Source organism: Novosphingobium sp. TK46, from assembly GCF_055361525.1.
This window is the reverse complement of the sequence record NZ_CM143963.1, coordinates 2,623,074-2,643,650: the sequence shown is the minus strand read 5'-3', so window position 1 is coordinate 2,643,650 and position 20,577 is coordinate 2,623,074. Positions and strand designations below refer to the sequence as shown.

Sequence of the window (20,577 nt, the reverse complement as noted above, 5' to 3'; positions counted from 1 at the left end):
GAACACCAGGAACACCCCCCGGCTCGGCGCCGGGGGGTGTTCTTCATTGGAGCCTATTGGTTACGTCTAGGCGGCCAGCACTCGCTTTTGCGGGTATCGCGGCAACATGCCCTCGAACAGGAGCGACATGCTGCGGATACGGCCGATCGCCGACCAAGCCGCGTAGGACAGTCCCAGCGACAGGATCATGATCGCGATCGCCTTCAACAGCGGCGGCACTGGCACCGATTGGCCCAGCCAGACCAGCAGTGCGATCAGCGGCAGGTGAAACAGATAGATCACGAACGACGCATCGGTCATCCGGCGCACCAGCGGCATGGGCCGGTCGAGCAAGGCACGGGCGCCCGCGATCAGCACTTGCGTCATCGTCAAGGCCGCAAAGGCCGCCACGAAGCGCTCGACCATGGGCGCGACCTCCGCATGGCCGATCAGCCACGAGGCGGTGAGAACGAACGCTGCGATAGCCATCGGTAGCGAAAAGCGGGTGGCGCGCTCCAGCGTCGCACGGGCGTGGACCAGCAGGCCGCCCAGCACGAACCACGGCATGAAGATGATGGCTTCATCCAGGCGCAGGATCTGCTGCGGCACGTTCGTGTTCAATCCGGCACGATAGAAGCCCTCAAGCGCCAGCGCCTCCCACGCCCCGATCGTCACACCGACAAGGAACATGGCGGCGGCGAAGTTGCGCGCGCACCAACGGTCGACATCCGTTCGCACTCCGCCCGATTTGAGCCGTGGCCAACGCCGCACCAGCATCGCCGCAGCCGTCGAAAAGTACAGCAGCACGATGATGAACCACAGGTGCCGAACCCAGTAGCCGCCCGATGTCAGCGAGTTTTCCCGCCAGGACTGCACGGCTTCGCGGGTGGGAAGGTTCGAAAGCTCGCACACGATGTTCATGAGCGGCACCAGCGTGACGAGGCACGTCAGCAGCGGCAATCCAAGCCGCATGAAGCGCCCCTTCAGCCAGTCCATCGGTTCGCGGCGGTCCAGCAACAGCAGCGCGAAGTAGCCGGCGATGACGAAAAAGGCCGGCATACGAAACAGATGCACGGCATCCGCGAACTGCGAGAAGCCAAGCACGCCCTCACCCGAATGAACGATGAAGTCCTGCCCCGGCTGGTACGACAGCGCGACATGATAGGGAATGCCGAGCAGCATCAGAAACGCGCGCAAGGCATCCCAGAAGTGCTCCCGCCGCTGTCCGTTCGTGGTTTGCATCGGGTTCCTCTCTCCGCCAACGAGCATGGCTCGCAACACGGGTTTCAGGTCGCCCGGATGAACCTACGATCAACGAATAGGATGCTTGAGGACGAGCCGTGCAAGGCCCCGGATCGTCCAAACCGTGATCAGAACGCGATCGGTTGACCATCCCAGGCAAAGAAGCCGCCGCTCTCAGCAGGCGTCAGTCGATCGATCACGCTCAGCAAGTGATCCGCGGCCTGGGCGGACTGTGTCAGTTGCCCGGCCGGCAGATTGCGCTGGAATGCACGCGACAAAGGCGTGTCGACGGTGCCCGGGTGCAGCGCGGCGATCACGGCCTGGGGGTGGGAGCGCTGCATCTCGATCGCGAAGTTGCGCACCAGCATGTTGAGGGCCGCCTTCGATGCACGATAGCTGTGCCAGCCGCCCAGTCGATTGTCCGAGATCGAGCCCACACGCGCCGAAAGCACGGCGAAGACGCTCCGGCGATCGCGTGGCAGCAAACCGAGCATGTGCTTCGCAATCACCGCCGGGCCGATCGTGTTAAGCGCGAACAGAGCCGCCATGCGCTGAGGATCGATCGCCCGCAGCGACTTTTCCGGTGGCGCTCCGTCCGAAAAGGCCAGCGCGCCCGTCGCCACGATGACGAAGTCGGGCGGCGCATCCGCCATGGCGCCCGCCGCCGCGACGATCGACGCCTCGTCATTCAGATCGAACACGAACGGCCGCACTTTTTCATGCGTGGGCGGCAATTTGCGCGCGCCCGCGTGAACCATCGCGACATCCTCGCGCGACGCCAGAGCCTCGACCAGCGCCGCGCCGATACCCCCGCTCGCTCCGAACACGCATGCGACAAGAGGTGGAGTTGCAACCATCCCATGGCGCTATAGCGTTGCTGCGCCGCTCGCCAGTGCCCTCAATGACGCAGCGATGGCGCACGATGCTCTGGCCTGTGCCGTCCGGCGCAATCGGATCACGCAACCGCCCTTGCGGGAAAGGCATGATCTCGTACTTGCCCCGCGCCGCACAATCGCTAGAGGGTTATGGCAGTCGCGGCTTCAAGCCGCGTGGCATGATCACAGGATACGTCGATGGCGCAGTTCTCCCTCCCGGCCAACAGCAAGATCAAGACCAAGGGCAAGGTCCACAAGGCCGAGGGCGCCACCAAAGTGAAGAAATTCACCGTGTACCGCTACGATCCCGACAGCGGCGAGAATCCACGCTACGACACGTTCGAGATCGATCTCGAAAAGTGCGGCCCGATGGTGCTCGACGCGCTGATCAAGATGAAGAGCGAGGCCGATCCCACGCTGACCTTCCGCCGTTCGTGCCGCGAGGGTATCTGCGGATCCTGCTCGATGAACATCAACGGCCGCAACGGTCTTGCCTGCACCACCGCGATCGAGGATCTCAAGGGCGAGATCCGGATCACGCCGCTGCCGCACATGGACGTGATCAAGGATCTCGTTCCCGATTTCACGCACTTCTACGCGCAGTATGCCTCGATCCGCCCCTGGCTGCAGACGGTATCGACCACGCCGTCCGGCAAGGAGCGGCTGCAGAGCCCCGAACAGCGTGAAAAGCTGGATGGCCTCTACGAGTGCATCCTGTGCGCCTGCTGCTCCACGTCGTGCCCGAGCTACTGGTGGAATTCGGACAAGTTCCTCGGCCCGGCGATCCTGCTGCAGGCTTACCGCTGGCTGGCCGACAGCCGTGACGAGATGACCGGCGAGCGCCTCGACGAGCTGGAAGACCCCTTCCGCCTCTATCGCTGCCACACGATCATGAACTGCGCCAACGTGTGCCCCAAGGGTCTGTCGCCGGCCCGCGCCATCGCCGAGATCAAGAAGATGCAGGCCGAGCGCCACGTCTGAGTACCGCTAGGTGCAGCCGACCACTGCGTTCATCCATCAGCCCGATCCTCAGAACCCGGGCTGGCATACCTGGGACATGGCCGATGCCGAACGGTTCAATCCGGTCGCCATCGGCAAGCTGATCGTCCGCCCCGAAGGCGCCCGATCGGCGCGGGTGCGCATGGTCGATACCGCCGCGCGGCACAGCAACACGCACGGCGCGATCCATGGCGCGGTTACCCTGGCACTCGTCGACATCGGCATATTCGCGACCGTCAACACGGTATTGGGTGGGAACATCGCCGGATCGGTGACGCTGGACCTCAGTTGCCAGTTCATCGGCAGCGGCAAGGTCGGTCAACCGCTCGACATGGTCGGCGAAGTCATGAGGGAGACCGGCAGGCTGGTCTTCCTGCGTGGCACCGTGGAGCAGGAGCATGGCCTGATCGCCAGCTATCTGGGTACCATCCGCAAGCCATCGCAACGATGACCGCCGGGCGATGACCGGCATCCTCGATCGCTACGAAGCGCTTGTCGCCACGGGCGAGCTGCGGGCCGATCCCGATCAGGCCAAGGCGGCCGAGCGACTCGAAGCTCTGCAGCGAGAGCTTGAAAAGAGTCACGCGGCCATCGGCCTGCTGGGGCGGCTGCGTCGCCGCAAGGCGCACAGCCCACGCGGCGTCTACATGTGGGGCGGCGTCGGACGCGGCAAGTCGATGCTGATGGACCTGTTCCACGACACGCTGGCGATCCCGGAAAAGCGGCGGGTGCATTTTCACGCCTTCATGCTGGAAGTGCACGCGCTGCTACGCGAGGAACGCAAGAAGGAAGCGGGCGACCCGATTCTGCCGGTAGCAGCGACGATCGGCCGCAATCTGCGCTGTCTGGCGTTCGACGAGATGGTGGTGAACAACTCGGCCGATGCGATGATCATGAGCCGGCTGTTCACCGCGCTGATCCGTGACCAGAACGTTACCATCGTCACCACTTCGAACCGCGCACCGTCGCATCTTTACAAGGATGGCCTCAACCGCGAGCACTTCCTGCCGTTCATCGCGCTCATCGAGACCGAACTGGACGTGATGACACTGGATGGGCCGACAGATTACCGGCTGCAGCGCCTTGGCGGGATGGATACCTGGCACACGCCGCTGGGCGAGGCGGCAACGGCGCAGACGCGCGAGGCCTTCTATCGCCTGACGGACTACCCTCCCGAGGACGCAGAGCATGTCCCGGCTGCACAGTTGCAACTGGGCGGCGGGCGCCTGCTGCACGTACCCAAGAGCCTGAAGGGCGTTGGCGTATTCAGCTTCAAGCGGTTGTGCGGCGAGCCCCGCGGCGCGGCCGATTACCTTGCGATCGCGCACGCGTACCACTCGGTGATCATCGTCGGCATACCGAAGATGGGCCCGGACAAGCGCAACGAAGCGGCGCGCTTCGTGACGCTGATCGACGCCTTGTACGAGAACAAGGTAAAGCTGATCGCCACCGCCGATGCCGAGCCTGAAGATCTCTACCAGGCCGGCAATGGGCGATTCGAATTCGAGCGGACCGTCAGCCGTCTTAATGAAATGCAGAGCGCCGCTTACCTCGCGCTGGGCCACGGCGAAGACTGAGCGCCCCGGTTTCGGGATGAGCCGAGCGGCGCGTAGCCGCAATCAAAAGCTCTCGGCAATCGCAATCGAGCTTTGATACGCCGAATACGCCGATGATCCGCCAAGCAAAAACGATGAAGGCGCCTCGAGCTTCCGCCCGCGACGCCCTCCTGGTTGTCAATTCAACCAGAAATTGCTCCAGCACTATATAACCGCCGGAAAGGTTTGATCTTAACGCTTACTTTCATCGAGCCGGAAACCCGGATCGAGGAAGGTAAAAGCTAGATCAGAAGTTCTGCCAAGCCCAATGCCACATGCTTCAATTCCCCATGAGATAAATCCGCGATTGTTTCGCGGTCCCTCACGGTTAACAAGTCATTAAGAAAGTGGCAATGATTTTTTAACCGATCGATCGCAACTCCGGTTGGGAAAGACGTTCGACCAGGTCTCGGAATGGGACGGGTCGGCCGATATGATACCCCTGCACCTGATCGCATTTCAGGTGCCGCAGGATCTCTATGGCGCCGCCGGTTTCGGCGCCCTCCGCCACCACTTGCCGACCCAGCGAATGCGCCATTTCGATGATCGACTGCACCAGCAGGTGGTCGCCGGAATTGCTTTCGATGTCGCGGATGAAGACCTTGTCGATCTTCACTTCTGAGGCCGGGAGATAGCGCAGGTAATCGATCGTCGCATTGCCGGTGCCGAAGTCATCGATGGAGATGCGCAAGCCGGCGCTGGTCAAGACTTCCATCATCTCGCGGGTCTTGTCCGACCGGTCGAGCCGATCGGTCTCGGTAACCTCGAGGATCAGGTGCTCGGGCGCGAGATCGTGCGTGGCCAGGGCTTCCATCACCATGCGCGGCAGGCGCGGATTGCGTAACAGCTGCGCCGAGATGTTCACCGAGATCGTGAAGTCGCGCCCATCGCGCACCAGGCTGGCGGCGGCGCGGATGGCCTTGTCGAGTACGAAGCGGGTGATGCGCTCGATCCGGTGGTACTCCTCGGCGATGCCGATGAACTTTTCCGGACTGATCGGACCACGCTCGGGATGGGTCCAGCGTGCGAGCGCCTCCGCACCGATGATGCGGTTGGTGCGCAGATCCAGCTTGGGTTGGAACGCGACCCACACCTCGCCACTGTCGATCGCCCGATCAAGCGAGGTGAGCAGCGAGATCTCCCACTGGACCTCGCCGCGCGCGCCGTCGTGATGGCACACTAGATCGTCCGATCGCACCGCCTCTTCCGCCGACTGCATCGCACTGGCGACACGGTTCGCGAGGGTGAGCTGGATTTCGGAGTCGACACCGCAATTGAACGCCACGTCGACCTCGGTACCTTCGAGCACGATGCCGTTCTGCACGATCCGATGCAGACCCTCCAAGTTTTCGAACACTTCGACGATGTCGCCGAGGTTCGACAGCCAGACGAACATGTCGCCTTCGTGGTGGACGGTCACGTTAGGCTCGCTAATACGTATGCGGCGCTGGATTTCACCGGCCAGATCGGCCTCTACCGCATCGCTGAAGTTGCGGATGATGCCGCCGTAGTTGCGGATCTTCAGCGCCACAAGCAAGGACGGTGACAGCTCGTCCATCCCTCGCAGGGCCTGGAGGCTTGGCAGACCGGAAGCGGCATTTGTTTCGCTGACGTCGCGTATCTTGTCGAGATTGCGGGCGCTGAATACCGCGTAGACCGCCATGATCATCGCCGGCATCACGTCTAGCTCGATTCTGAATTGATCGAGGATCAAAGGCAGGAGAATGAGCACAGCCGCTATCCCGACCATCCGTATCATCTTGAACGAATGGCGGCGACCGACGCCTCTGAAGATAATGGCCGCGACCACTAGAAACGCCGGCAACCAGCCAAGATCGACCGGGACACCACCGGACAACGTCTGAGCCGCGATCACATGGAAATAGACTGCCGGAACGTACTCGCCCAAAGGAAGCGAGCGGATCTCGGTCGTGGATGAGGTCCAGCCGATGACGATTGCACGGCCTTTTACCTTTGCAGCATCGAACGTCCCATGCAGGACATCATGGTAGCTGATTGAAGGAATAGTGGCAGGATCGATGGCGAAGTTCGGGCGGAATGTGCCGTCAGGCCAACTCTTATCTCCCGCGATCGCCGCCGCAAGCGACGGTTGATTGCCTGCTACACTCGGCGTGGAGTAAGGAAAGCTATAGCTCAAATTGAACGGGTTTGTGAAAACGGCCAGGGATACCAAACCGGCATGTCGGACAAACTCGTCCGCCGGCAGTGTATCCGCAGCTTGACTGCCCACCGCGCCCAGCCTGCGTGCGACGCCGAAAAATACGCGTCCCGGGTGCTGCGCCAACTGGCGCGTCAATTCTTCGGCTCCAGCCATGCGCGGCGAGAACGGATAAGTACGGTCAAAGAAAACACGGGTCGCGCCGGCGGCCATCAGGTTTTCAATAACCTTTGCATCGGCCAGCGGGCTGGTATCGTTGTTGTGCAGACCTGTTAGAGTCCGATCGTCGAGCTTGACGATCACGATCGAGCCATCCGCGCTTTCGTGCCGCAGCTTGGATCGCGCCGCGATGAAGAAGTCTTCCAGCGGCAGCGTAACATCCAGGGTACCGCAGAACACGCCGAGCAGCAGCGCGGAGATGACGATGCGCCATCTTCTGTCCTGCCACGCATTGCGCGCCCGGGTGATCGGAGAGATCATAGCCGTCGGTCCAGAGGCGCAGGGCCGCCGAACGCGGATCGTCCATGGCCGGCACGCGGATCTTCGATCCGCATCCCAGGCGCTGGCGATTTCATCATGGTGCGACCGAAGCTGTTCATTGACGCCCTAAGTTGACGCTTGCAGGGTCGGTCTAGGCGCAATGTACTAAGATTGAGTTTAGTTAACGCAGGCCAAAATCGGGCGTGACAAGCCTGCTTCGCAGCTGACGAAGGTTAAAGCTGTGGATTCAGCCGATGCCCAGATGCGCCAACGACTTGTCGAGCATCAGCAGCTGCCACAAGATCCGCGAATTATCGGCCGCGCCCGAATAATGGCTTTCGGCCAGCGCCGTCAACCGCCGGCTATCGAACCAGCCGGTGCGTCCCAGGGTCGCGCTGGTACCGATCGCGCGCGCCGCACCCGCCAGCGGGCCGCGAAACCAGGCCGCGATCGGCGTGACGAAGCCCTGCTTCTGGCGATAGAGGATGTCGTCGGGCAGATAACGACGCATGGCCCGCTTCATCAGCCACTTGCCCTGCTTGCCCCGCAGGCGCACGGATTCCGGCAGGGTCGCCGCGAACTCGATCAGCCGATGGTCGAGCAGCGGCTCTCTCGCCTCGAGGCCGACCGCCATGCTGGCACGATCGACCTTGGTGAGGATATCGCCCGGAAGCCAGACCTTGAGGTCGGCATATTGCGCGCGGTCCAGCCCGGAGCGGGCGGGCGCATCGCGCATCAGGTCGGTCACCATAGCCTCTGCCCGGTAATCGCCGCGCAACCGCCGGAACTCGGCCGAATAGAGCAGTTCTCGTCCCTCGGGCGGGGTGATGCCGATCGCGCGTGCATAGCCGGTGGCGCTGTCTCCCGCGAGCGAGAGCAGCGTCGTCTTGGCGCGCAACGGTCGCGGCGCCCAATCGGCCTTGGGGTAGATCGCACCCAGCGCGCCGAACACCGGCCCACGCATCGCGGCGGGCAGGATGGAGCGCATGCGATCCTCACCATGCTGGAACAGATGCCGGCGATAACCGGCGAACGCCTCGTCCGCGCCATCGCCGGACAGCGCCACCGTGACGGTCTCCCGCGCGAGCTGGCACACTCGCCAGGTGGGCAAGGCGGACGCATCGGCGAAGGGTTCGTCGAACATCGCCGCCAGCGCATCGACCGCCTGGAAATCGTCGGGAGAGACCAGCCGCGCGCGATGATCGGTGTGGAACCGCTCGGCGACTTGCGCGGCATAAGCGCTCTCGTCCAGCGAGGCGACATCGAAGCCGATCGAGCAGGTCTTGACCGGTGCGCCGCTCGCCTCCGCCATCAGCGCCACCACGCTGGAGCTGTCGACCCCGCCCGAGAGAAACGCCCCTAGCGGCACGTCGGCGACCATGCGCGATGTCACCGCCTCGCGCAGGTGATGCAGCAGTTCGGCTTCGAGATCCTCGACCTTGCCCTTGCGGCGGTCCGCGAACGAGACGTCCCACCACTGGCGCGAGGCCGGCATCGGCTGGCCCGATCGCAGCAGCAGCGAATGGCCGGCGGGCAGCTTGGTCACGCCTTTCAGGATCGAGCGGGTATCGGGCACGTAGCCCCAGGTGAGATAGTCCTCCACCGCCAGCGGATCGACTTCACGCCGCAGCAGCGGATGCGCGAGCAGCGCCTTGAGCTCGGAGCCGAAGGCCACGCTGCCATCGCTGAGCGGCGCCAGGAACAGCGGCTTCACGCCCAGCCGATCGCGTGCGAGGAACAGCGTCCGCTCGGCCAGATCGTAGATCGCGAAGGCGAACATGCCGTGCAGCCGGGTGACGCATTCGGGCCCCCACTTCTGCCACGCCGCCAGGATCACTTCGCTGTCGCCATCGGTGCGGAACACCGCGCCGGCGGCGCGCAGTTCGTGGCGCAGTTCGCGGAAATTGTAGATCTCGCCGTTGAAGACCAGGATCGTGCGGCCATCGGGCGAGGCCATCGGTTGCGGCGAGCCGGCGACGTCGATGATCGACAGGCGGCGATGCCCCAGCCCCACCCCCGGCGCCGTCCATACGCCCTGCCCATCCGGCCCGCGATGCGCGATGGCGTCGCACATCCGTTCGATCCGCAAGGGGTCGACCGGCTTGGCGGTTTCGAGGTGAAAGATCCCGGCGATGCCACACATGGCCTGTGCCCCTACTTCACGCCGCCGATGCGGTCCATCCAGGCGCCCAGCGGACCGGTGGACTGCACGAAACTGCGGATCGTCGGATCGGCGCGATTGCCGGGAATGTCCTCGCTCGACACGATCAGCAGCATCGTGGGATGCGCGCGCAGGCGCAGGCGGTCCTTCATCACCGCAAGCTTGAGCCGCGTATTGCTGCCCGACAGCAACGCCCCGTTGCGATACCAGGTCTGCGCGACACGCCCGAGCGTGCCATTGCCCAGCAGGCGCTCGCCATCCGCGTCTGCGATCGGCGCCGCATCGGCCTGCCATGCCCAGTTGGAGCCCGGGGTCAGCGCACCTTCGCCAAAGCCACCCGCCTCACGGCCGTCTCCCTGGCTGGCGTAGAGCGCGAAGAACACGTCGACATGGTGCCCCGCGCGATCCGCATAGCGCCCGAGCAGGCGGTGATCGGCGCCGCTGGCACGCGGCTGCCACCACACTTGCGGGCGGTAATCGACCCGCGTCCAGCCGGGCACCGCCGGCAAGTCGATCCTGGGCGGCAATTGCGCCGAAAGGCGGTTCGCCGCCAGGGCCCAGCCGTGGATGCCAAGCGTGATCGCCAGAAACGCAGCCATCGCCGCACCCGTACCCAGACGCTTGCGCGCCATGCGGGCAAGCAGCGGATCGGCCATGATCGCATCCCCATCGATCAGCGGATCGTCGACCGGGCGATCGAAAAAGCGCCACGACAAGCCGATCACCAGCACGATGACGAAGGCGAAGAAGAACCAGCCATAGACGATGTGATCGAAGCCTGCCGCCGCCTGGATGCCGAACAGTTGCGCCGCATAGATCGTCCCCCATGCGCGCACCCCGTTGGCCAGGATCGGCACGACGATGCACACCGCCAGCAGCGCGGTCCGGCGCCACCGGCTGACGAAGCAGACGTTCGCCATCAGCGCGCCGAATGCGATCATAGCGACCAGGAACTTGATGCCGGAACAGGCCTCCGCCACTTCGAACAGGCCGGCGGGCGTGGCGATGAACACGCCGTCGATGGCCGCCTTCATGCCGCTGAAGTGAACCAGCGCGATGGTGATCCGGGCGGTTAGCGTCTGCAGGATGGTCACGAGTTCCTGCCCCGCGGGGATCAGGAAGATCATGTAGAACAGCGGGAAGAAAAGTCCGGCCAGCACGCGCGGTCCGGCGAGCAGCGGCACCATGGCAGCACACATCGCCACGAGACCCGCCTGTCGCGCGAAATCGAGGCCCGACACCGCCCCCAGCAACCAGATGAACGCCGCGCCGCCGAACGGCAGCAGCCCGGGCCACCATGCGCAGGGCGCGAGCTTGATCACTTCGGCCCGTCGTTGCCATACCATCCAGCCCAGGATCAGCGGCACCAGCAGGATATGGTTGTAGGTGGAGGTGTTCCACCACTGATCGACCATCGCCGCCCAATCGCGCGCGAACAGGACCAGCATCAATGCGGCGGCGGCGGCCAGCCTCACGATGGCGCCGCGCCATGCCATGGGCAGAGCGTGCCAGCGCGACTGCAGCGACCCCGGCAACGCCAAAGTCTCAAGCGGCATCGCGCGCGCCCGCTCCGGCCATTCCGACGATATGAGGCAAGTCGCTCATCGCGGCTTGCCAGCTTGCGTGCGAGACGACGAAATGCCGGGCTGCAGCCCCCATTAAGCGGGCGCGCGGCAGATCGCGCAGCAAGCCGACGCAAGCCTCGGCCAGCTCGGTATCCTCGGCGCCGACCGACATCTCGACCTGATTGCGCGTGCCGATGCCGGTGGCTGCCTCGCGCGTGAGCACGACCGGCAGCGCCATCGCCATCGCTTCGAGCACTTTGTTCTGGACACCGCGCCCGATCTCCAGCGGCACCAGCGCCAGATCGGCGCCGGCAAGCCACGGCTGTACCTCGGGCACGCGACCCCAGACATGCACGCCCTCGCGGCCCGACAAGGCGATCAGCCGCTCGGCCGGGTTGCGGCCGACGACATGCAGGCTGGCTTGCGGAAAGCTTTGCCGGATCAGTGGCAGGATGCGGGTCGCGGCGCGCAGGCACGCATCGATGTTGGGGGCATAATCCATCTGCCCGGTGAAGATCAGGCGCGGAAACGGCAGCGCCGCCAGCTGCGGCTCGGGATCGGTGGCGGCGGGATCGAACGCGGCGCTGTCGATACCGTTGGCGAGCGTGCGCACGGTGACCCGGTCGCGGTCGGTGGCGGGCAGGCGCTTGCGGAACAGCGCCGCCTCCTCGTCGCTGATGAGCAGGCTGACATCGGACCGGCGCGCGATGAGGGCTTCCTGCGCGCGCAGCAGATTCGCCTCGCGGCGTTCGGCCCACCCCTTCACGCCGCCATCGCGAACGGCGTAAGCCTCGAACTTGGCCGAATCGACATCCACGAAGTCGGTGATCACTCGCCCGGCGAAGCCCTCGGGAACGTACTGGCCCATCTGCCCCGAGAAGACGTAGATCGTCGAGATCGGACGGTCTTGCAGCAGCTTGCGGATATACGCCGCCAGCTTGGCCGAGTGGAACGCGGTGAGGCTGATGGGCTTGCCGGTCAGCATCGCCTCGGCGGCGGCGAGTGGCAACGGCTTGGTACGGCGCACGAGGCAGTGGCTTGCCGCCACGTTTGCCAGATCAGGCGCGGCGGCGAAATCGAGCGCATCGTCGGCAAAGGTCGCGACGTGGACCGGCGCCAGCTTCGCGAGATGCCTGAGCACATGATGCGAGCGGATCTTGTCGCCGCGATCGGGCGGGAACGGGATTCGATGCGAGATGAACAGGATCTCGGACACTCAGCCCAGCCCCCGCGCGATCCACGGGCCGATGGTGTTGGCGATCGGCAGGGGCAGCCGCTGCCACAGCGCGATCTGGGCCTGGTGCTTGGCGCTGGTGGGATCGGCATCGCGCTTGTCGGCGCCGGGCGCGGTCCACACCGCATAGCTCAGCGGTTCGGGGGTGAAGCCCCAGTTGCGCTTGAAGTGGTAGGCGCCGCTGTTGGTTTTGGAGCGGCCGAAGTCGAACCGATCGCACCCGCGCCGGCGGGCGTGCAGCATCAGCTCGTAGTACATGCGGTCGTTGGCCCGCAGCCGCCGCGCGTCCCAGGTGCCGCCCCCCCAATAGGGCATCACCGCGCCGCGCCAATACAGCGACAGCACGCTGGCCACCGCGCGGCCTTCGTGGCGGACGGTGAGGATGTCGACGTCGTCGCCGAAGCCGTCGAGCACCGCATCGAACAACGCGCGCGGAAACACCGGCGTGCCGAGATTGCGGACGCTTTCGGCATAGACGGCGTAGTGCTCGGCGCGCATCTCGGGGGACGTGCCGACTTCGATGTGGAAGTCGTTGGCGAGGCTCTTGCGCACCTCGGCGCGCTGCTTGCGCGGGACGGCGGTGAGTTGCGCGTCGTCATCGGCGGCAAGCGGGGTGACGAAGCCACAATGCGATTGCGTGCGCAGCGTCCAGCCCTCGCGCGCGTCGCTGGCCGGGCCGCCGCGCAGTTCGATGGTGGGGCACGAGTGACTCAGCGCGAGGCGCTCGGCGGCGGCGAGCAAGGCGGTGCCGTCCGCACCCTCGGCCAGCAGCATGCCGCCATCGACGGCGAATCCGGTGGAGGCGAGCAGGCGGCCGAAGATGGGCGAGTGAATCTCGTTGAGCGGGAGCACGCCCAGGATGGCGCCGCTTCGTTCCGCCACCAGCGCCATCGCCCGGTTGGCCGTGCCCTGCTCCACCGCGTCCAGCCAGGCCGGCAAGTGGAACGGCGTGCCTTGTGGATGCGCGCGCACGAAATGCGCGATCGCGCGCCGGTCGTCGGGATCGCGCAAGTCGGCCAGCCGCACCGTCGCGTGCATGGGAACGAACGGCGCGTTCACGCCGCGAGCGGCACGGCGCTGCGGGCCTCGCGCATCGCGATTGCGTCCATGCGATCCCAGGCAAACTCGCCGATCAGGTGGCGCAGCTTGTCGGCCATGACGTCGAGGTTGGTGTAGTGCCGCAGCCGCGAGCGCATCGAGGCGTCGGCCACGCGCGGTTGCTCGGGGTCGATCTCCCAGGGGTGGAAGTAGAACACCGCCGGGCGACCATCGCGGTTGACCTGGCGGATCGCCCAGCGCGAAAAGGCGTAAGGCAGCACCCGGAAGAACCCGCCGCCGCCCGCCGCCAGCCGTCGCCCGGCAAACAATGCGGTCGTCACCGGGATCTCGACGAAATCGCTGCCGGGCAAGGGGTTGAAGGCGAACCTTGGCGCTTCACGCCAACCATAGTGGTCGTGCGCGACCGGCGCGACGCTGGACGAATAGGCATAGCCCTGCGCCGCCAGTTCCTCATGCGCCCACGGCGTGCGCGCATCGATCGAGAAGCTGGGTGCGCGGTAACCGGTAACGGCGACCCCGGCGGCGTCCTCGATCGCCTTGCGGCTGACGGTGAGGTCATGCGCGAAGGCGGCGCGGGTCATGCGGAACACGCGGGCGTGATCCCAGCCGTGGCTGGCGATCTCGTGCCCCTGCTCGACGATGCGGCGGATCAGCGCGGGATGGCGTTGCGCGACCCAGCCGAGCGTGAAGAACGTGCCCTTCACGCCAGCCTCGGCGAACATGCCGAGGATCGCGTCGCAATTGCGCTCGACGCGGGTGGTCAGGCCCTCCCAGTCGGCGCGGTCGATCACCGTCTCGAACGCGCCGACCTGGAACCAGTCCTCGACGTCGACCGACAGGCCATTGATGACTTGGGGCGCGTTCATGGGTTTGGTCCTCCGGCGCTGCGATCAGGCGACCGCGCGCTCGCCTTCGCCGCTTTCGATCCATTCGATGATCATCGTCAGCGCGTGGCGGATGGTGCGGTCCTGCTCGCCGATGCGCGCGTTGATCGCGGCGACCTGCTCGTCGATGGCGGCGATGAGTTCGGCGTGCGTGGCCTTGCGGGTCTCTTCGCGCTCCTCGACCGAGTTGGCCAGTTCCACCACCGCCTGCTGCAGCTCCTCGATCTGAAAGTCGCGCTCGGCCATCGCCGCTTCCACCGCGGCCTTGATCGTGCCAGCATCGACGCCGGGTATGTCGACCGCCGGAGCGGCGGCCTGCACCGGGGCCGGCTTCCCCTTGGACTGCTGCGGCGAGACGATGGCGATAGTACCGTCTTGGTTCAGTTCGCCCAGCACATGCGCCAGCATGGCGCCGTCGATGCGGGTCCGCTGCTCGACCGCGCCCAGCAGCAGCAGGCGGTTGACCACCTGGTTGACGCGGCGCGGGATACCGCCGGTGGCGGCGTGGATCTCGGCGAACAGATGCTCGTCGAAGCTGGGGTTGCCCTGCCATCCGGCGCGATTCATCCGGTGCTCGACATAGGCCTGGATCTCGTTCGGCTGCATCGCTTCGAGATGGTGCGTGGCGATCACGCGCTGGCGCAATTGCTCCAGTTCCGGGCTGTCGAGCAGCACTTCGCGGAACTCGGGCTGGCCCAGCAGCAGCGTCTGCAACAGCGGATGCGCACCCAGCTGGAAGTTCGACAGCATGCGCAGTTCCTCGATCGCGCCGATCTCGAGGTTCTGCGATTCATCGACGATCAGCAGGCAGCGGCGACCGGCGCGTGCTTCGTCCTGCAGGAACTGCTCGATCATGCCCAGCGCGGTGGCCTTGTCGTGGCCTTCGACTTCGAGGCCGAAGGCATGCGCGACGACGTGGACTATCTCTTCGCCGTCCAGCGCGCTCGTCACGATCTGCGCCGCGGTGAGGCGTGCGGGGTCGATCGTCGCCATCAGGTGCGCCACCAGCGTCGACTTGCCCGCGCCGACTTCGCCGGTGATGACCACGAAGCCCTCGCCTTGCGCGAGGCCATAACCGAGGTACGACAGCGCCTTGCGGTGCGTCAGGCTCTCGAAATAGAACGCCGGGTCGGGGGTAAGCTGGAAGGGCCTCGCGTCGAGCCCGTAGAAATCGTCGAACATCGTGGTTCTCCCCAGGCGATCAGAAGTTGTAACGCATGCCGACCAGCGCCGAGGCGGTCCAGAAGTCTTCGAACTCCTCGCTCCCCAACGTGCCGTCGATGCCCAGCGCCGCGTGCGCGCGCAAGTGGTTGGTCAGGTTGCGATAGTATGCGGTGGTAAGCCCGACATTGCTGATGTCACCCACCAATTGATCGCTCTTGGTGAGGTTCGCATAAGCGTTGGTATATAGGCCCGAGCGATTGTCGATCGCCCAGTTGAGGTTGGCGGCCAGCCAGTAGTTCTCGTCCACCTGGCCATCGGCGGCGGCGAGCACCGACCCGCGTGCGGCGATGTACTTGCGGTTGTCGTAGCCGATGCCCAGCCCGGCATCGATCGCGCCGAACCGCACCGAGTACGTGGCCGAGATACCGCGCGCCCGAAACACCGAGGAACGCAGCGCGGTGAAGGCGCCGGTCAGGCAGTTGTTGCCCTGCAGCGACGAGACGCAGCCGTTGAGATCGCCGGTGATCGGATTGCGCACCGCCACGAAATCGTCCGGCAGATCGTCGAGCACGCGGCCCAGGTTGCCGCCGAACGCCGAGATGGTGTTGTAGACGCCGATGCTCAGCGTCTGGCGCGCGTTGGGTGCGTAGGAGAACGAGCCCGAATAGTTGGTCCCGCCATAACGCCTGCCGACATGCGCGGTCAGCGACGTACGCCGGCTGGGCCGCCACGACACGCCGACGTCCCAGATCAACCCGTCGGTATCGTAGGCGATCAGGCGCGGGCCGCTCTTGTCGGTGACGTAGCGGCCATTGCGGATCACGGGCGCGCCACTGGCATCGCGGGCCACGTCGCGCGAGGACACCTCGACGTCCTCGTAGCCGATCGCACCGCTGGCCTGCAGCGTCCGGCTCACCGGCACGGTCACGATCGCGCGCGCCTGCATGTCGCGCAGCCGCTGGTCGAGGACGTTGATGTTTTCCTGATAGAAGCTGCCGGCCGCGCCGATTCCCACCGGTAGCACGGTGCCCGGAGCGAAGCCGGCCTGTACGTCGGCGGTCTGGGTCACGCTCTTGTCGAAGATGCCCGGCGCGGAAATGCGGTCGCCGCGCCGGTTCTGGAAATCGCTGTCGACCTTGGTGAAACCGGCCCGATAGTTCGCCAGCACGTCGAGATCGCCAAGCCGACCGACGTAAGAAGGGCCGCCCTGCACCGCATAGACGTTGGCATCGCCGCCGCCGAACGAGGAGACGCTGTTCAGCCCGCCGCCATCGCCGTTGGTACGCACCGCGAGCGCAGAGGCGTTCAGCGTCAGGCCCGGCGCCACCGTGGTGTAACCGTTGACGATGCCCGAGATCGAGTCGCCGTTGCCCGCGCGCTTGCCCCAGCCGTAATGGTATTCGTAGCGCACCGACGCCGACACGCCGGTGTTGCGGCCGGACAGCGCCGCGTCGACGCCCACCGCCGCCTGCGAATAGGTCAGCACGTCGCTTCCCGGCGAAAGCTCGGCGTCGACGATCTGGTTGACCTCGATGTAGGGCTGGATCTGGACGTTCTTGCCACCGCCGCGCCGGCCGCCGCTGCGGCGTTCCCGCCTGGACGAGACGGCATCGCCATCGCCGCCGGTGTCGCCGCTCGATGCGCCATCGCTGCCGGACACGTCGCCATAGTCGACCGCCTGCGCCTGCGCCGCGATCGGGGCCAGCATCGCGGCCAGCGCCGCCAGCGACACCGCGCCGGCGAGATTGCGCGACATACGCATCATCCCTTGTACCCGTAATACGTGCCGAAGCGGCGACCGCTGGGGCTGAACTGCGCCGCGTTGAGCAGCAGCTGGATGTTCGGGCAGGCCGAAAGCAGCGACACGGCATCCTCCAGCGCGCCTTGCCCGGTGCTGTCCGCGCGCACGATCACCAACACCTGGCCGACCAGCTTGGCGAGTTCCGCCGCGGGCGACGCGGCGAGCGCGGGCGGCGAATCGAAGATCACCATGCGATTGGGCGCGTCCTGCGTCAGCCGCTCGAGCACCTTGCCGGTGCGCGAGGACGAGATGTACTCGCTATCGCTGGTCGAGGTGTCACCGGCGGGCAGCACCCACAGGCCGGGGATGTCGGTGGCGATCACGAAGTCGGCGACGTCGGTGCTCTCGTCCATCAGCGCGTCCATCAGGCCGGGGCCGCCAGGCAGGCCCAGCGACGACAGGATCGACGGCTTGGCGAAATCGGCATCGACCAGCAGGACGTCGCTTTCGCGCTCCGTGGCGATCGAAAGCGCCAGGTTCACCGCGCAATAGGTCTTGCCCTCGCCCGAATGCGGCGAGCTGATCAGCACGCGCTGCGCCTTGCTGCCGGCCTTCTGGCGGCGCAGTTCGCCCGCCTGCAACAGCAGCTGGCGCTTGACGATGCGGAATTCCTCGAGGAGCGCGGTGACCGAGCCTTCGGGTTCGATCAGCCCGTTCTGGCGCAGATGCTCGCGGTCGATCGCGATGCGGTTGGTCGAAAACACCGGCGCGGGTGCGACCGGCTCGGCCGCTGGAGCGACGCTCTCGATAATTGGGGCCACGACCGGCTCAGCCGTCGGCTCGATCGTGGCACGCTGGGGCTCGGCGACCGGCATGAACGCCGGCGCGACCGAGGTGGGGCGTGATTTCGGGCGCGCGGCGCGGCGCGGCGGGGGCAGATCGGCCGGCTTGGGACCGGCGATATAGCTGTTGAAGTCGAAGCGCTCGGCCGCCCGCTCGATCAGCGAATCCTGATGCGTTGCACCGTCGTCGCCGCGCGGCAGGGGGATCTTGCTGAGGTCAGTCATGCCATCAATCCTCAAGCGACCATGCCGCGCTGGATGAACTCGACGACCAGCAGCAGGGCGAACAGGCCGCCCAGGGCCGCGGTGCCGCCGAACCAAAGCTTCATCCGCTTGGCGCGAAGGCGGCGGGCGCCATCGGTCAGGTTGTGCGAGATCGCGCCCAGCACGGGCAGTCCGGTCGTGCGCTCCAGACCGGCGGTCGTCGCGAAGGTCGAGCGCAGCTTGCCCATGCCGAAAGCGGCACCGGCGCCACCGCCCAGGCCGGCCATCAGCACGCCCAGCAACAGCAGCGGACGGTTGGGCGCGACGGGCGAACGTGGCGTCGTCGGCGGATCGACCACCTCGAACTTCACCGCTTCGCGCTCGGTCTTGATTTCGCCGCGCAGGCGCAGTTCCTCACGGTCCTGCAGCAGCTTGTCGTACTGTTCCTTGAGCACGTCGTAGTCGCGGTTGATCTTCTGCGCTTCGGCCGCCGCCTCGGGATTGTCGAGCGCGATGGCAGTCAGCTGCGCGATCTCGCCCTGCAGACCGGCGCGGCGCGCGGTGAGCGACTGGACCGTCGCCTGACGATCCGCGCGCAGCGATTCCAGCGAGCTGTAGGCCGGGTTGGGCACGCCGCCGCCGCTGGCCGCTTCCTGCGCCGCCGGGGCTTTCAGCGCGGCGACCTGGTTGCGCGCGGCGATCACGTCGGGGTGGTTCTCGGTCAGGCCGCGCGCACGCATCTGCGCGAGGTTCGACTGGGCGGCGGCCAGCGAGGCCGACGCTCCACCGGCAGCGCCCGCCAGCGAACGCGGGGTGCCGGCCAGCTGGCCGTTCATCGCCGCCAACGCGCTTTGCGCCGCGATCAGGTCCGCTTCGACACCGCGCATCTCGCTGCGCGCGGCATCGAGCCGGGCCGTGCTGGAGGCGCCGCCCTGCGCCATCTCGGGATGCGCCTGCTCGAACACGCGGCGGCGCTGCTCGGCGTTCTCAAGCTCCTTTTCGCGCGAGGCGAGCTGGCCGTTCACGAAATCGAGCGTCTCGACCATGTCGCCGCGGTTGCCGGACAGGTTCTCTTCCTTGAAGATGTCGATCAGCTTCTGCGCGATCTGCTGCGCGACTTTTGCGTTCTCGGCATCGGAGAACGAGCTGTCGTTGGACACGGCGGTGATCGCGAACAGGTTCTCCTGCTCGCTGACGACCTTGATGTTGTCGGCCAGCTTGAGGACGGCGGCTTCCATCGCCTTGGGCGATTCGATGCGGTCGCCAAGCTCGGTGGCGCGCACCACCTTCTCCAGGTTGATCGCGCTCGTCAGCGTCTGGCGGATACGCTCGATGTCGCGCTTGCGGTCGTTGACGTCGATGCCGACCTGCTGCGCCAGCGGGTCATCGAGCTGGATGAAGATGCGCGCCTGCGATTCGTAGCTGTTGGGGATCAGCGCCACCACCAGCCAGCCGAGCAGGCAGATCGCCCAGGCGACGGCCAGCGCCAGCCAGCGCCGGTGCCAGACCGAGTGGATCGCCGCGAGCGCTTCTTCGTAGATCGAACCCATGCCCCTGCCCCCTGCTAGCTCAGAACATGCTTTCGGGGATGATGATCACATCGCCGGGCCTGAGCATCACGTTGGCCTTGCTCTCGCCTTTCTTGAGCAGATCGCCCAAGCGCAGCGCGAACTCGGTCTGCTTGCCGGTCGACTTGTCGAAGCGCACCAGCCGCGCCTTGTTGCCCGCCGCGAACTCGGACAGGCCACCCACCGCGATCATCGCGTCGAGCAGCGTCATGTTGGCGCGGTACGGGATCGAAGCCGGCTTCTCGGTCGCCCCCACGACGCGGATCTGCTGGCTGAACGTGCCCGCGAACTTGTCGACCATCACCGAGACGAGCGGCTCCTGGATATACTGCGACAGCTGCAGACGGATATCCTCGGCCAGCATCGAGGGCGTCTTGCCCACCGCCGGCATGTCGGTGATCAGCGGTGTGGTGATGCGCCCGTCGGGCCGCACCTGCACCTTGGAGCCGAGCTCGGGGTTGCGCCATACGAAGATGGTCAGCTCGTCCAGCGGGCCGATCACGTATTCCTCGCCCGGACCTTCCTGCATCGACACGAACGCGGCGGGCGGCAGCTGCGGTCCGCTCGATGTCGAGCAGCCTGTCAGCACCAGGCTCACCATCGCGCTTCCGGCCATCAGCGGGGCGAGGCGTAGGTTCGGCATGGACACATCCTGCGTTGCGCCAAGGCTCGACCGCGCGACGTCAGCGCAGCCGAAGACCTGGCAAAATCCAGCGTTGGCTATCGCCGCAAAGGGTGAACATTCGGTTAGGGAAACCACGGAGTCCGCACCGATCCCGCAATGGGACGGTGCGGCGTACGAAGGT

At 65.9% G+C, this 20,577-nt stretch carries 16 protein-coding genes; 3 read left to right on the top strand and 13 right to left on the bottom strand.

Going from position 1 to position 20,577, the window contains the following annotated elements:
* Nucleotides 1-66: 66 nt before the first annotated feature.
* Both ACXJ1Z_RS12580 and ACXJ1Z_RS12575 read right to left on the bottom strand, forming a co-directional pair.
* Nucleotides 67-1,221 (bottom strand): acyltransferase family protein, encoded by a 1,155-nt coding sequence (locus ACXJ1Z_RS12580; protein ID WP_463777060.1) that lies wholly within the window; start codon nucleotides 1,219-1,221, stop codon nucleotides 67-69.
* A 128-nt stretch (nucleotides 1,222-1,349) separates the two neighbouring features.
* Nucleotides 1,350-2,078: an SDR family NAD(P)-dependent oxidoreductase gene (locus ACXJ1Z_RS12575; RefSeq protein WP_463777059.1), complete on the bottom strand. Its 729-nt coding sequence runs from the start codon at nucleotides 2,076-2,078 to the stop codon at nucleotides 1,350-1,352.
* A 216-nt stretch (nucleotides 2,079-2,294) separates the two neighbouring features.
* Here ACXJ1Z_RS12575 and ACXJ1Z_RS12570 point away from each other — a divergent pair, with 216 nt between their 5' ends.
* From ACXJ1Z_RS12570 to zapE, 3 genes are read left to right on the top strand one after another with little or no spacing between them, the layout of a single operon-like run.
* On the top strand, nucleotides 2,295-3,077 hold the full coding sequence (locus tag ACXJ1Z_RS12570; protein ID WP_463777057.1) for a succinate dehydrogenase iron-sulfur subunit: 783 nt from the start codon (nucleotides 2,295-2,297) through the stop codon (nucleotides 3,075-3,077).
* 10 nt (nucleotides 3,078-3,087) lie between these two features.
* A complete protein-coding gene (locus ACXJ1Z_RS12565) occupies nucleotides 3,088-3,546 on the top strand; it encodes a PaaI family thioesterase (protein ID WP_463777056.1) in 459 nt (152 codons plus the stop codon).
* A 10-nt stretch (nucleotides 3,547-3,556) separates the two neighbouring features.
* Nucleotides 3,557-4,672 (top strand): cell division protein ZapE, encoded by a 1,116-nt coding sequence (zapE, locus tag ACXJ1Z_RS12560; protein ID WP_463777055.1) that lies wholly within the window; start codon nucleotides 3,557-3,559, stop codon nucleotides 4,670-4,672.
* Nucleotides 4,673-5,051: 379 nt separating this feature from the next.
* Here the strand turns inward: zapE and ACXJ1Z_RS12555 are convergent, their stop codons facing one another.
* From ACXJ1Z_RS12555 to ACXJ1Z_RS12505, 11 genes are all read right to left on the bottom strand, one after another.
* On the bottom strand, nucleotides 5,052-7,349 hold the full coding sequence (locus ACXJ1Z_RS12555) for an EAL domain-containing protein (protein ID WP_463777054.1): 2,298 nt from the start codon (nucleotides 7,347-7,349) through the stop codon (nucleotides 5,052-5,054).
* Between the two features lie 247 nt (nucleotides 7,350-7,596).
* The gene (locus ACXJ1Z_RS12550) at nucleotides 7,597-9,492 is read right to left on the bottom strand and encodes an XrtA/PEP-CTERM system amidotransferase (RefSeq protein WP_463777052.1); all 1,896 of its coding nucleotides are present in this window, start codon (nucleotides 9,490-9,492) and stop codon (nucleotides 7,597-7,599) included.
* Between the two features lie 11 nt (nucleotides 9,493-9,503).
* Nucleotides 9,504-11,066 carry an exosortase A gene (xrtA, locus tag ACXJ1Z_RS12545; protein ID WP_463777051.1) on the bottom strand — a complete coding sequence of 521 codons (1,563 nt, stop codon included), beginning with the start codon at nucleotides 11,064-11,066 and terminating at the stop codon, nucleotides 9,504-9,506.
* Nucleotides 11,056-12,291 carry a TIGR03087 family PEP-CTERM/XrtA system glycosyltransferase gene (locus tag ACXJ1Z_RS12540; RefSeq protein ID WP_463777050.1) on the bottom strand — a complete coding sequence of 412 codons (1,236 nt, stop codon included), beginning with the start codon at nucleotides 12,289-12,291 and terminating at the stop codon, nucleotides 11,056-11,058. The genes xrtA and ACXJ1Z_RS12540 overlap by 11 nt, the downstream gene beginning before the upstream one ends.
* Nucleotides 12,292-13,368 carry a FemAB family XrtA/PEP-CTERM system-associated protein gene (locus ACXJ1Z_RS12535; RefSeq protein WP_463777049.1) on the bottom strand — a complete coding sequence of 359 codons (1,077 nt, stop codon included), beginning with the start codon at nucleotides 13,366-13,368 and terminating at the stop codon, nucleotides 12,292-12,294.
* Nucleotides 13,365-14,234: an XrtA system polysaccharide deacetylase gene (locus ACXJ1Z_RS12530; protein WP_463777048.1), complete on the bottom strand. Its 870-nt coding sequence runs from the start codon at nucleotides 14,232-14,234 to the stop codon at nucleotides 13,365-13,367. Before ACXJ1Z_RS12530 ends, ACXJ1Z_RS12535 begins: the two co-directional genes overlap by 4 nt.
* Before the next feature lie 24 nt (nucleotides 14,235-14,258).
* The gene (locus ACXJ1Z_RS12525; protein ID WP_463777047.1) at nucleotides 14,259-15,434 is read right to left on the bottom strand and encodes an XrtA/PEP-CTERM system-associated ATPase; all 1,176 of its coding nucleotides are present in this window, start codon (nucleotides 15,432-15,434) and stop codon (nucleotides 14,259-14,261) included.
* A 19-nt stretch (nucleotides 15,435-15,453) separates the two neighbouring features.
* Nucleotides 15,454-17,172: a preprotein translocase subunit YajC gene (locus ACXJ1Z_RS12520; RefSeq protein WP_463777045.1), complete on the bottom strand. Its 1,719-nt coding sequence runs from the start codon at nucleotides 17,170-17,172 to the stop codon at nucleotides 15,454-15,456.
* 5 nt (nucleotides 17,173-17,177) lie between these two features.
* Nucleotides 17,178-18,224, bottom strand: a complete 1,047-nt coding sequence (locus ACXJ1Z_RS12515; RefSeq protein WP_463777044.1) for a P-loop NTPase family protein — start codon at nucleotides 18,222-18,224, stop codon at nucleotides 17,178-17,180.
* Nucleotides 18,225-18,235: 11 nt separating this feature from the next.
* On the bottom strand, nucleotides 18,236-19,753 hold the full coding sequence (locus ACXJ1Z_RS12510) for an XrtA system polysaccharide chain length determinant (RefSeq protein WP_463777043.1): 1,518 nt from the start codon (nucleotides 19,751-19,753) through the stop codon (nucleotides 18,236-18,238).
* A gap of 19 nt (nucleotides 19,754-19,772) precedes the next feature.
* Nucleotides 19,773-20,414 (bottom strand): XrtA/PEP-CTERM system exopolysaccharide export protein, encoded by a 642-nt coding sequence (locus ACXJ1Z_RS12505; RefSeq protein WP_463777042.1) that lies wholly within the window; start codon nucleotides 20,412-20,414, stop codon nucleotides 19,773-19,775.
* Between the last annotated feature and the right edge of the window lie 163 nt (nucleotides 20,415-20,577).